The 12,575-nt window shown below is 56.5% G+C and carries 12 protein-coding genes and 1 tRNA gene; 7 read left to right on the forward strand and 6 right to left on the reverse strand.

Translation table 11 applies throughout. The features are described 5' to 3' along the window. Nucleotides 1-104: 104 nt before the first annotated feature. On the forward strand, nucleotides 105-350 hold the full coding sequence (locus tag ACR0AC_RS19185; RefSeq protein WP_480875441.1) for a hypothetical protein: 246 nt from the start codon (nucleotides 105-107) through the stop codon (nucleotides 348-350). A gap of 379 nt (nucleotides 351-729) precedes the next feature. Continuing rightward, nucleotides 730-1,146 carry a hypothetical protein gene (locus ACR0AC_RS19190; RefSeq protein WP_480875445.1) on the forward strand — a complete coding sequence of 139 codons (417 nt, stop codon included), beginning with the start codon at nucleotides 730-732 and terminating at the stop codon, nucleotides 1,144-1,146. A gap of 214 nt (nucleotides 1,147-1,360) precedes the next feature. On the opposite strand, the gene ACR0AC_RS19195 is transcribed toward ACR0AC_RS19190, so the two are convergent. From ACR0AC_RS19195 to ACR0AC_RS19215, 5 genes are all read right to left on the reverse strand, one after another. Continuing rightward, nucleotides 1,361-3,667 (reverse strand): pentapeptide repeat-containing protein, encoded by a 2,307-nt coding sequence (locus ACR0AC_RS19195; RefSeq protein WP_480875448.1) that lies wholly within the window; start codon nucleotides 3,665-3,667, stop codon nucleotides 1,361-1,363. Between the two features lie 467 nt (nucleotides 3,668-4,134). Beyond that, nucleotides 4,135-4,211 (reverse strand) — tRNA-Arg (locus ACR0AC_RS19200). Between the two features lie 64 nt (nucleotides 4,212-4,275). Beyond that, complete coding sequence (locus tag ACR0AC_RS19205; RefSeq protein WP_480875452.1) at nucleotides 4,276-5,658, reverse strand: ATP-binding protein; 1,383 nt, start codon at nucleotides 5,656-5,658, stop codon at nucleotides 4,276-4,278. A 19-nt stretch (nucleotides 5,659-5,677) separates the two neighbouring features. Further along, a complete protein-coding gene (locus ACR0AC_RS19210) occupies nucleotides 5,678-7,096 on the reverse strand; it encodes an FAD-dependent oxidoreductase (RefSeq protein ID WP_170456082.1) in 1,419 nt (472 codons plus the stop codon). 3 nt (nucleotides 7,097-7,099) lie between these two features. After that, complete coding sequence (locus ACR0AC_RS19215; protein ID WP_170456167.1) at nucleotides 7,100-7,831, reverse strand: TVP38/TMEM64 family protein; 732 nt, start codon at nucleotides 7,829-7,831, stop codon at nucleotides 7,100-7,102. A 296-nt stretch (nucleotides 7,832-8,127) separates the two neighbouring features. On the opposite strand from ACR0AC_RS19215, the gene rpmH reads away from it, so the two are divergent. The 3 genes from rpmH to yidD are packed head-to-tail and all read left to right on the forward strand — an operon-like array spanning nucleotide 8,128 to nucleotide 8,952. Then, nucleotides 8,128-8,262, forward strand: a complete 135-nt coding sequence (rpmH, locus tag ACR0AC_RS19220) for a 50S ribosomal protein L34 (protein ID WP_005980833.1) — start codon at nucleotides 8,128-8,130, stop codon at nucleotides 8,260-8,262. A 25-nt stretch (nucleotides 8,263-8,287) separates the two neighbouring features. Further along, the gene (gene rnpA, locus ACR0AC_RS19225) at nucleotides 8,288-8,713 is read left to right on the forward strand and encodes a ribonuclease P protein component (protein ID WP_170624821.1); all 426 of its coding nucleotides are present in this window, start codon (nucleotides 8,288-8,290) and stop codon (nucleotides 8,711-8,713) included. After that, nucleotides 8,710-8,952 (forward strand): membrane protein insertion efficiency factor YidD, encoded by a 243-nt coding sequence (gene yidD, locus ACR0AC_RS19230; RefSeq protein WP_480708722.1) that lies wholly within the window; start codon nucleotides 8,710-8,712, stop codon nucleotides 8,950-8,952. The genes rnpA and yidD overlap by 4 nt, the downstream gene beginning before the upstream one ends. On the opposite strand, the gene ACR0AC_RS19235 is transcribed toward yidD, so the two are convergent. Continuing rightward, on the reverse strand, nucleotides 8,949-9,884 hold the full coding sequence (locus ACR0AC_RS19235; protein WP_170456086.1) for an alpha/beta hydrolase: 936 nt from the start codon (nucleotides 9,882-9,884) through the stop codon (nucleotides 8,949-8,951). The two genes, yidD and ACR0AC_RS19235, sit on opposite strands and share 4 nt — an antisense overlap. Nucleotides 9,885-9,994: 110 nt before the next feature. Here ACR0AC_RS19235 and ttcA point away from each other — a divergent pair, with 110 nt between their 5' ends. Together ttcA and ACR0AC_RS19245 are read left to right on the forward strand one after the other, a co-directional pair. Beyond that, nucleotides 9,995-10,888: a tRNA 2-thiocytidine(32) synthetase TtcA gene (gene ttcA / locus ACR0AC_RS19240; RefSeq protein ID WP_170456088.1), complete on the forward strand. Its 894-nt coding sequence runs from the start codon at nucleotides 9,995-9,997 to the stop codon at nucleotides 10,886-10,888. Between the two features lie 64 nt (nucleotides 10,889-10,952). Next, entirely contained in the window at nucleotides 10,953-12,485 is a 1,533-nt protein-coding gene (locus ACR0AC_RS19245) for a bifunctional diguanylate cyclase/phosphodiesterase (RefSeq protein WP_170624822.1), read from the forward strand. Nucleotides 12,486-12,575 lie beyond the last annotated feature (90 nt).

Raw genomic sequence — 12,575 nt, forward strand, 5'->3', positions numbered from 1 at the left:
CTTCAACGAGTTGCCATCCAACTAGGAAAACCTGTCAGAAAAAGCGCCCGATTTGCACCCGGGTTCAAAGTTCCGTCCAAGCACCCGCAAATTCGGAGAAAACCATGAATGCCTTGATAGCGATTGCCACAGTTTCGTATTTGCTGGTCGGCCATGCCGCATACAGCAAGATCATCATTCCGCGCACATACCGCGAAGCGCTCGACGGCGATGAAAACGCGATGTTGTCGCTTATCCACCGGAATGAAAAATCGCTGGTCCATTACCTGACTTATGGGGGTTGGTTGTTGTTCTATCCGGCGTTCTTCGCATTGGGCTGGATCATCGCCCGTTTGGACATCGATATTTGAACCCGGGTGCAATTTTGAGCGCGGCTCAAAGGCGAAATCCCACCTGACAACACGCACTGACCACGGAGAGCGCGACATGGGCAACACAAACCAAGAACGAGACCCAACTTCAGGTCAAATTCCTCACAGGAGAACACCGAAAGGCGGTTTCACTGAAGGTCGGCGTATGCAGCATATACGCAAACAAATACAATGCTCCGTCAGGCAGTATCCCGAACGGCCAACGGAAGCGTTAGACGGAATAGACAGAGAAATCGAAGCCGCCATTCGGGAAGATCGACCAATTCGTTTGGACCACGCATTTCCCCACGCTGCTATTCACCCTAGACGGAAGACGCTATGCTCACCGTGCTCGGAATTGAACCCGGGTGCAAACCACGTGGCACCTGAGACCACAGACCAACCGGAGATTGGCGGCTGGGACGGCACCGAATACATCAACGAGTTTAGATTGGTTGTTGTCCACCGCATGTCATTGAGGGGCGCGCCCCTTGGACAAATCGGAGCGGTACTGGGAATTTCCTCCAAGCACGCCCAGCGCCTCTTTGACAAGCTGACAGAACGCCTATCTGCGGAAGCCAAACACGCAGACTTAATCGCTTTGGTCGGTGATACGCTCGCCTTCTATCATACTGTCAGAAACGATTGCATGGAGATCGCCGCAACCAGCACCGACGCGTCAACGCGCCTAAAGGCCATCGATATTGCTCTCGAGGCGGAAGCAGACAAACACCGATTTCTTCAGGCCTGCGGATTTTACGAAAATGCAAGATATGTCCCACAAAACCAGACCTGAACCGGAAGTTGAAGTAGCGCTAAGCGCCCCCTTCTAAAGCACCCTCAAGTCACTATTCAGGCCACCCTGTCAAATTTGAACGAATGACCATGAGCAGCCTCATAGGACTGATCCAAGTTGATTGTTGGTGCATCATTGGCATTCGATGAGCACTAAAACTCTAACGACTGGGATTTCCGGAACTCTCGCCGCAATAACAAGTGGAACTAAATTTCTACTTAGATCCTTTTTCAACGTTGAATTCCGACGCCGTCACTGGTCCTCGAATATCAGGTTCCCATAAGTCATTGACTTCCCAAGGTGGCAACTGATTCATTGACCAAGGTGTTCCTGACCTTTGAGGCAAAGTGCCGGGCGCACACAGAATTTGGTCTTCAATAAGTTCGTCGTTTGAGAATTGATTTTTTGCTTCCGCAGAATGACCTGGCCAAGCATCTGGCAGCTTTGCCCAGCATGATGGTATGTAGAGCTGCTGGCCGGTTTCCGGGTCAACTTGATCTGGCAATAGAGTTTTCGAATTTCCTATCAGATGCAATAGCTGCTCTTGCCTCAAATCGCGGATTCCCCTTAGGTCGGCGAACCTAGCCATCGCCGTGAACGAAGTCTCGGTCCAGTTTACCGAATTCATTTTCGCATAGTCTAGTATCAACCATTCTATGCTCGCGCCAGCCAAGTCCGCCCCTTTCATCTGCGCATCGATAAAAGTGGCCCCTAAAATAGAAGCATCGCGCATGTCGGCGTTAGTGAGGTCTGAATCGTAAAAGTCCGCCCCTGACAAAAAAGCCGACCTTAGGTCCGCTCCTTTCAAATTGGCACTTTCTAAATTTGCGTCATCCAAACTCGACCGACTTAAATTTGCACCCTCCAGCTGTGCCCGTTGTAGGCGCGCCATACTCAACCAAGCATCACTCAAATCTGCGCCATTTAATTGTGCTTTGTATAGCAATGCCATAACTAAATTAGCGCTTCTTAGATCTGCTCCGACGATTTGTGCCTCTCTCAAATCAGCACCGGACAATTCTGCATGACTAAGATCTGCTCCTACCAAATTTGCTTTGTGCAATTTCGCACTAAGAATCCAAGCATGATTTAGATCTGCCAATTCCAGTTGTGAGCCGCGAAGGTCCGCTTTTACCAACCACGCATCACTCAGGTCTGCGCGCCTTAGTTGCGCTCCGCGTAGATCTGACATCACCATGAAAGCTTCTTGAAAGTTGGAATTTTCCAAGTGTGCGTTACGGAGATTCACCCCTTCCATCTGCGCGCCTTTAAGAGTTGCCGCGTCCATATCTGCCCCTCTCAAATCTGCCCCGGGAAGCACGGCGTTTGTTAAGTCTGCGTTTCTGAGGTCCTTGTTTTGCGGAGACCAAGGTTCTAAGGAATTTAATCTTGTCAGTCTTTCGGTAGTCCAATCGTGATCGAATTGTTCATATAAATCAGAGAAGTACCTGGCACATCTTGATGCTTGGGAGTACCCGTTGTTTTCACACCACTTTTTACGTGCGGCTATGGTGTGAGTTCTGAGATCATCTCTCCTCTCGAAGGGACCACATGTTGTTGGGTCAATCCCTTGTTGAGCACACCAATCGACGCGAAATTGCCGTTGATGAGCCCAGTATTCTTGCCAGTTGGCTGGATAGGATACGAATTCGACTTCTCTCAGGTCCGCAGAAGCAATTCTCAGCGCATAGCGGGTCGTGGCATCGTCAGTATCAACTGGCTCAGCCCATAAGCCGATCCCAACAAAAAAACGGTACGACGCCGAATAGACTTTCTCTGTCAATGCGCGAAACGGTCCCAAACTTTCGGGTCCGTCAGATTTCGCTACGGTTATGGCAATTGACGGCACTAAAATTGCTAAGGCTGTTACAGTAGCTAGTAGCAACTTCAGGCTGCTTCCGAAAGTCGAACTAAATCGCAACCGAGTAACAGCCGCGAAAAGGCTTGTTAGCATGGTCATGGTCGTCAGCGTGAAGAGAATTGCATTGAATATTGAGTGACCAAGTTCATGAGCAGGCCAAAAACGTATCCAAAAGTAAGCTGTAACAATAGGCCCCACCGCAAATGCCAAAAGGAATGTTACGAGATGTGACAGCCAATCCAAAGGTCTGTGATGGAAAGCACCGTTTCCTCGAAGGGCAAGCCCGAATTCATTAACCAACCAAGGGGTAACCTGAAGAGATAGTGCTGCCCCATTAGGTCTGGGTGGAGCATCCGCCAGAGCTTCCCAAAGCTTAATTAGATAGAGATGCAGATAAACATAAAGCGCCGTTCCAAGAATTGGGCCGAAAATAAAGAAATCTTTGGTGGGAATTTCAACTCCAATCAAAGGCAATGTCGTCTGGCGGCTTGATACAAAAAAGTCTGCATCATGAACGCTCAAGAGTGTCACGCCTGCAAAGGCCATGTAAGCAAGTAGACCAAACCAATTGGCACGAGCAAAACTAGAAAGCTCGTTGATCCGATCGATCGCTGAAGCGCGTTTGGGCTTGAACCGGTTAACTAAAACTCGCCGCCGCATGAATCTTCTCTTAAAGCGATGACGATACCACGAGAGAAGGCGATAGGCAATTTGACACGGCCTAAGCAATCTAAAGCAGCAGAGGGATCTCAAATTACTGCGTCAACATAAATCAAGAATTACCAGTTCCTTAGATCACTCGTGAAACTCTACCATTAATCTCTTTCAGACATCGACCGCTCGTCTACACAGATTGCAGCCTTCGGTTCATTGCGCTTTACGACGAACACCGCACGGAACCGCAAGTTGGCTTCACACAGCCCAAAGCAAACAATTTGTTACAGTAGATCAAGCCGTTTGAGAGCAGACGAATCCAAGAACGCTCCTGAAACCTTGCGACCTAAGCTATCGACATCGCGGCTTTGGTCACCAGGCATTCCAAGCCAATGGGCTAATATAGACTTGGCGGGTATGTTGGCGGGTAGCTGGTAAAAACCGCCAATTTTTCCAATGAAATCAATGGAAAGTGGCGGACCGAGGAGGATTCGAACCCCCGACCCCTTGATTCGTAGTCAAGTACTCTATCCAGCTGAGCTATCGGTCCGCGTTGGTGAGGCGGTATTTAGACCCGGGGCGGTGGACGTGCAAGTCGATTCTTCAAAAAACTTTCAAAAAGTCACGTCGCCGCGGGGAAGCCTTATTTCAAAGGTTGTTCCGCTTGCGCTGGAGTCTTTCAGAAGCAGATCTCCGCCATGGCCGCGCACCAGTTCCTGTGAAATCGCAAGGCCCAGACCCGAGCCTCCTTTGCGGACGCCGCCCTGAAAGGGTGTGAACAGATTCTCGCGCGCCTTTGGCGGCAGACCGGGGCCCGTGTCGCTGACTTCGATGCACCAGCTGGTCTCGAACTCGCATCCGGCGATGGTCACGCGGCCGGGTTGGCCTGATGCGACCAGGGCCTGTCTGGCATTGCGCACAAGGTTCATGATGACGCGGAACAACTGCTCGGGGTCGGCGCGTACGACCAGGTCCTCGGGGACTTCGTTGACGATTTCGACGTGGGCATCCGCAACGGCCAGTTGTTCGCTGGCCGCCACATCCGCCGCCACGTCTCGAACCCGGACCATTGTCAGGGTCGGCGCGGGCTCTTCAGCGCGGCCGAAGGCCAGGGTGCTTTCGCACAGTGAGACGGCCCGGGTGATCGAGTTGACCAGTTTCGGCGCCAGACGACCAACCAGCGGGTCATCGCTGGATTCGATCCTGTCGGTGAACAGCTGCGCCGAGGTCAGGATGTTGCGCAGATCATGGCTGACCTTGGCGACGGCTCCGCCAAGTTGCGCCAGACGCTCGCGCTGCTTCAGGGCCTGGGTCAGATCGGTCTGCAAGGTTTTCAGTGCCTCTTCCGCCTCGCGCAGTTCCGTGACTTTGGAGGCAGGTGCAATGATACCCCGCGCGTCCTCAGGCGCGCTGGCGTAGCGCTGCATGTAGCCGACAACGCTTTTGATCGGACGCACAAGGACGACGCGAACCGCCAGAAACAAAAGCGACGCCGTGATGATCGAGATTACAAAGGACAGGCCGAGAATCCGAAGGCCGTAATCCACCATCGCCATGCGCAAAGGCGCGCTGTCGATGGTCACCTCGATCAACAGCCCGGCCCCTTTGACCGGCTCTCCGATCACGCGAACGACTTCGTTTTCGACCGTGAAGATACGGTTCACCGCGTCGCGGATCAGAATCCAGGGGCCCGCATCGCGCAGATCATAGGTATTGGTGATCTGCTCGGGGATGGGCGAGGACAGCATCAACTGCCGCACCTCGTCACGCCGCAAAACCACGTTATAGACACCGGCATTGGCCAGCAGTTCGGCCTCAAGCTCATCGGCCAGCATGTCGTCGGCCAGCAACGCAAGCGAGGCGATCTGCGCACGCTCAAGCCTGTTCAGCAGAAAGTCTTCGCGAAAGCGCGCAATCGAGGGGACAAAGATCAGGATTTCGGCCAACATCACGAAGACCGTCGTCAGGATCAGGAAACGGCCCGAAAGCGAGTTCAATTGGCGCTCCTTCTTTAGGTCAGGGGATCCAGCGCTGGACGAACCTGACCACTCGTTTAACTGTCTGATTCTCAAACAGCCTCGGCGAGAAATAAGCACCCGCCACACGTTTGTTAAGCTCTCCTATCGTCGGATAGGGGGAAACCATCGCGGCGATCTGACCCATCTTAAGGTTATTGGCAAGCGCAAGAGACCACAAGTTGATCAGTTCCCCGGCTTGATGCCCCACGATCGTTGCACCGACAGGTCGGCCTTTTACGACCATAACCTTGATAAACCCTTTCGTCTTGCGCTCGGAAATGGCGCGGTCGTTGTGGTGATAATCGAACCGGGCGATTTCCACCTTGTCCCCATGCTGTTCGCGCGCCTGCGCTTCGGTCAGGCCAACCTGGGCCAGTTCCGGGTCGGTATAGGTTGCCCATGGGATATGCGCGGTCTTGGCCTTGGATGGCAGGCCAAACAGAGCGGATCGGATGATGATACCGGCATGATACCCGGCGACATGGGTGAATTGCAGCCCGCCAGCGACGTCGCCGATGGCATAGACCTTGCGGTTGCTGGTGCGCAGAGCGTCATCGACCCTGATACCCGTCCGGGTGCGGTCGATCCCCGCCGCCTCGAGGTTCAGGCGTTCAACGTTGGCCTTGCGTCCGGCGGCCATAAGAAGGTGGGTACCGGCAAAGACCTCTCCGGTTTCTGTGACAACCTCGACCGCGCCGTCTGCGCCCCTGATCTCGGCGACCATCGCCTGTTCGCGGATATCGACGCCTTCCGCCTTCAGGGTATCCAGCACGATTGCGGCGGCTTCGGGATCATCCTTGCCCAGCGCCTTCAGGCCCTCGATCACCGTAACTTTGCAGCCCAGCCGGATATGCGCCTGCGCCATTTCCATACCGATGGGGCCGCCGCCGATGATAAGCAGGTGATCGGGCTTTTCACGCAGATCAAAGATGGTCTCGTTGGTGTAGAACGGTACCGTCTCCAGACCCGGTATCGGAGGCACAAGCGGCGATGAGCCCGTCGCGATCACCACGCGGCGGGCGGTGATCACATTGTCCCCCGCCTGCACCTGCGTTGGCGACAGGAAGGTCCCAAACTCGCGAAAGACCTTCACGCCGAAACCTTCGAACCGGTCCTGACTGTCCATCGGTTCGATCTGTGCGATTACGTCGTGCACGTGGTCCTTGGCGGCACCATAGTCCACCTGTGGGACGACATCCGACACCCCAAAGGGTGATGCGTGGGCTTGCGCATAGGCGGCCTTGCCACTGGCAATCAGCGCTTTGGACGGGACGCAGCCGAAATTCAGGCAATCGCCACCCATCTTGTGACCTTCCAGCAGAATCACATCGGCCCCCATCTGGGCAGCCCCCGCAGCCACGGACAGGCCACCTGACCCGGCACCGATCACCAGGATATCGGTCTTCAGTTCTGTCATGAGTCAGGCGTCCTTTTTGCCACGCAGGGCTTTGATTACAATCGGCAGAGCAGCCAGCACACACAGACCAATGATAGGCCCGATCACAAATGGCTCCCACAACAGGGACACGTCTGGGGTTTCACCCCGGTCGAACACCCCGCCCAGCCCGACGCCGATCCAAGTGTAGACAATGCCGCCCGGAATGATGCCCAGCGCGGTTGTGATCAGGAAGTTGCGGAACTTCACGCCGACCAGCGCGGGCACCAGATTGGCGACAAAGAAGGGAACGACCGGAACCAGCCGCAACAGGAACAGGACCGAGATCTCATTCTCACGTAGCCCGTCTTTCAGCTTTTTGACCGTACCTTCCGAGGATTCCAGCCGCGCCGTCAGCGACTCGCCCAATCCCCACCGCGCAGCCAGGAAGATGGCAGATGCGCCAACGGTCGCGGCAAAAACGTTGAATAACGTGCCCGCGAACAGACCGAACAGGAACCCGCCGGTCATGGATGCCACAGCAGCGCCGGGCAGCGAGAATGCAACGATCACGATGTAGATCGCCACAAAAGCGGCCGCCATTGCCCAGTAATTTGCATCGCGCCAGGCCAGCAACGCCTCGCGATTGTCGCGCAGGGTCTCGAAGCTCAGGTAATCGCCAAGCGTAAAAAACCCGACCGCAGCAGCGGCAAGGATAACAAGCAAGGGGATATGACGCGCAATTCCGCTGCGCGGCGCCTGGGTCGTTTCGCTCATCTGGCCATCCGGCTTTGTCTGTTTCATTCCTGACCCAACATGCGCTGCCCGACGGCCAAGCAACAGGGCCCTCACGCGGCCTTGAACTATGTGGCAGGGAATGTGAGGGTTTCGGGCGCAAAACCCGGAATTTGAAACCTTTTCCGGGGCCGGGATACAGAATTGTTGCAAAAGGCGTCAAAACCCCGGTCTTGGGGTTTGACTTACCCCCCGCTTAGCAGTAGAGGACGGGCTTCGAACACTAGGGCCAGGCGAATCCGCGCCGCACCCGACCGCTATAGATTGGAGACGGAGCGATGAAACGCACCTATCAGCCTTCGAACCTGGTTCGCAAACGCCGCCACGGTTTCCGCGCGCGCATGGCCACCAAGGCCGGCCGCAAGATCCTGAACGCACGCCGCGCACGCGGTCGCAAATCGCTGAGCGCATAAGCCGCTCACCGATCAGGTTATGAACATGACGCCGCCGGAGGCCCCTGAGGATGGTAGAAACCACCCCCGGGAAACGCCCCCGGCGGCGTCCGTTTGCGCGCCTGTATCCCTGACGGTTCTCAAAACCCGATCGGATTTCCTGAAAGCGGCACGCGCGCGCCGACAGGGCACGTCGTCGATGATGGTGCAGGCCCGCAAGCGCGCACCTGACGAAGCCCCGGGGCTGCGCGTTGGGTTCACCTGTTCCAAGAAAGTGGGCAACGCTGTTGCACGCAACCGCGCCAAACGGCGCTTGCGCGAGGCTGCAAGGGCCGTTTTGCCACAACATGGACAGGACGGGTGGGATTACGTTCTGATCGGCCGCGCCAATGTCACGGCAGATCGCCCATTCGCGGCGTTGCTGGATGATCTGCGATACGCGCTGCGCAAAATACATGCGCCGCGCAAGTGACCTTTCTCTCCCATATCATCGCGCTGCCAATCCGGGCATACCGGCTGATCTTCAGCCCATGGGTCGGATTCAACTGCCGCTATCAACCGACCTGCTCGGCCTATGCGCTGGAAGCGCTTGAAAAGCATGGCCCGATCAAAGGCGCATTGCTCGCCGCGCGTCGCATTGGCCGGTGCCACCCCTGGGGCGGCGATGGCTATGACCCGGTGCCCGAAAAGACCACCAAACCGCCCGACTAGAACAGCGCCAGATTGCCCCGGTCAGTGAACTTTCGGGTCGGAATGACTTCGCGGTCCAGTTTGCCCGTCAATGTGTGGTGCAGGTCTTCATAGAACCGCGACGAATCGAAGTACCAGCTATGGGTGGCCGATGGGCCGTCCGGATAGTCATCGCGATTGTCTTTGAAATACGCGCCGCAATACAGGTTCACGGCCTTTTCCGGATGATCGTCCGGCATGCCGACACGCCCCAGCCTGCGCGACACGCCGACCCGTTTGACCTCGGACACCGACAGCACCTCATCAAAGGGGCTGTAATAGCATGTCAGCCGTGTGCAGTGGCGCATCAGGGACGAGGTTTTGGAACTGCCATCCCGGAACGACTTTGCCGACACATCCGCCGCGACAAAGGCAATCTGGCTGGTCATCCAGCTGTGTTGCGCGATTTCGTGGTCATCATCGGCAAAATCCATCGCCTCGCGCACCAGAAACGTGCCCATGGAATGGGCCAACACATGAATGTTGTATCGGCAATCCGCCGTCTGCATGCGCGACAGACGTCTGATCCCATGGGTAAACAGCTTGTCTGCCGAGCGCCGCGCGTCGGCCCGGTCTGAACTGTAACCCAGCACCGACCCGTCGCTGGGCCAGTCAAAGCTGACAAGCGCGCCTTTGAAGCCATGCGCCTCCAGCCCCTTGCGGATTTTCCGGTGCCGCTCCAGCATCTCGAACTGCTCGGTGTTGAAGCCGTGCACAAAGATGACGATGTTGCCCTTTTCATCATCCGTGGCACCGGCCTCGTCCTGAACTTTTCCGACCCATTGCGACACCGGAACTTCGTGTTTTCGGGCCGGTGTCTTTACGTTCGACGGAATCGCCAAATACCGCGCCGTGCCCAGTTTGTTCGAATAGTGATCTCCGCTGCGCCCGCGGACCGAGAAAAAATAGTCCATTACTAGCTCCAACTCCAAATCCCGCGAAGATAGCATAATCGGGGTGGTTTCCCAAACCGGCGAACGCGCAACACCTTGCCCGGACCAACGGTCCGCTGTAACCACGGCCCATGTTTGATGATGCAGACGATATCCACCCGCTCTTCGCCGGCGCGCCCTCGACCACCGAGTTCAAGAAGCTGCGCAAGCGCATCGTGCGCCAGACGCGCGAAGCGATCGAGCAGTATGGCATGGTGGACCCGACCGCCCATGACAAGAACGGCAAGCCGCCCCGCTGGCTGGTCTGCCTGTCTGGCGGCAAGGACAGCTATACCCTGCTGGCGGTTCTGTATGAGCTGAAATGGCGCGGCCTGCTGCCCGTGGATCTGCTGGCCTGCAATCTGGATCAGGGCCAGCCCGGCTTTCCCGCCACCGTCCTGCCCGAGTTTTTGGAGCGTATGGGCGTGCCCCATCGGATCGAGTATCAGGACACCTATTCCGTCGTCATGGACAAGGTCCCGCAGGGCCGCACCTATTGCGCGCTATGCTCGCGCCTGCGCCGCGGCAACCTGTACCGCATTGCCCGCGAAGAGGGATGCTCGGCCGTGGTGCTGGGCCATCATCGCGACGATATTCTTGAGACCTTCTTCATGAACCTGTTCCACGGTGGGCGTTTGGCCACCATGCCGCCGAAACTGGTGAATGAAGAAGGTGACCTGTTCGTCTATCGTCCCCTCGCCCATGTGGCCGAGGCGGATTGCGAGAAATTCGCCAATGCCATGCGTTACCCGATCATCCCCTGCGATCTGTGCGGCAGTCAGGACGGGTTGCAACGCCAGCAGGTCAAACAGATTCTCGACCAATGGGAAAAGAATAGCCCCGGTCGTCGTCAGGTGATGTTTCGCGCCCTGACCAATGCCCGTCCCTCGCATCTTTTGGACCCGAAACTGTTCGATTTCGCCAATCTTGCGCTGAAACCGGACGAAAAAGCCGAAAATTCGGATGAAATTCCTCGGTTGCGTTAACGACTGACTCAGACTGATTTCCTACGGTTGGCCCGTGCGATCACTGCCAGGGGCCAAAAGACCGATGCGGAACCGACCTTCACTTGACCGTCTGGCGCGTAGCCTGACGTCCCTTCTGAACAGCTCTTCCGCTTTGGCATTTGTCCCCGCTCTCAGCCTTGGTGCGTTCTGGATCGGGGGTGAGCGTGCTTTGGTTGCAACAGCACTTGGCCTTCCGCTGCTGATCGCTGGGGCCAGCACGCTTGAGGCGAAAGCCGGGCGCGGGCAACACTCGGGCGGTCTGCTGGCCAATGATCGGTTCGACATTGAACTGAGCGGGATATTTGATCGTTCAAAACAAAGCGGCGATGTGTCGGCCTGCCTTGCCATCGCGCTGGATGACCACACGCAGATCCTTGATCTGCACGGGCAGGCAGCGGCCAACCATATCATGGAACAGGTCTGCGCGCGCGTCCTGTCGATGATCCGTGGCCAGGATATTGCAACACGTCTGGGCGAAAACAAGATCCTGATCGCCCTGCGCCCGTCGCAACATTTGGACCTTGAGGCCTGTATCCAGATGTCAGGGCGCATTCAATCCGCCGTCGAAGACCCTGTCATGCCGAATGGCACAGGTATCTATGCGTCCTGTTCTATCGGCTTCTGCCTGAGTTCGCGAGAGGCGGACGGTGCAGCCGAAAACTGGAAAGAGGCCGCGATCAGTGCCTTGATCGAGGCACAGCAAAACGGCCCCTCAACGATTCGCGCCTTTTCCTCGGATACCCGCCGCCGGTCGCGCATTCGCACCAACCTGCGGAAAGAGTTCGACGCAGCCCTGAATGGCGGCGAAATCCGACCGTGGTTCCAGCCGCAGGTTTCGACCGATACAGGCCGCGTCACGGGGTTTGAGGCTTTGGCCCGGTGGGAACATCCCCAAAAAGGCGTGCTGGGGCCGCATGTGTTCCTGCCCTTTGCCGAACAGGCCGAATTGATGGAACGCTTTGGTCAGGCCATCCGCCACCACGCCTTTCAGGCCATGCGCGATTGGGATCAGGCCGGGGTCATCGTGCCCCGGATCGGCATCAACTTCTCATCTGACGAGTTGCGCGACGCCGGTTTGATTGACCGCCTCAAATGGGAACTGGACCAATTTGACCTGACACCGGACCGTCTTGCTGTCGAGGTTCTGGAAACCGTGTTTTCCCGCCGACCGGACGATGTGATCACCCGCAATGTCACAGGCCTTGCGGCGCTGGGATGTTGCATTGATCTGGATGATTTCGGCACCGGCCACGCCTCGATCGCGTCGATCAAGCGGTTCCACGTGTCCCGGATCAAGATCGATCGATCCTTTGTCGCGAAATCTGATCAGGACCCAAGCCAGCAGCAACTGGCCAGCGCGATCCTGACCATGGCCGAACGGCTGAAAGTGGAAACTCTGGCCGAGGGCGTCGAAACACCGGGTGAACATGCCCTGATGGCACAACTGGGCTGCGATCACGTTCAAGGGTTCGGGATCGGAAAGCCCATGCCGTTTGAAAAAACGCTGGACTGGATTGCCGCACATGGCAACAAGGTCAACGGTGTTCCGAAGATTGGGCGTCAAACAGGGTCATAAGGCGGACTTTAGGCCGATCAGACCCCTGCCGTGACGAAATAACAACCGATTCCGCTTGACCTTTGGGCCTGCACTCTGTTGAACCCTGCG

The sequence above is a fragment of the Ruegeria sp. H7 genome, from assembly GCF_056532945.1.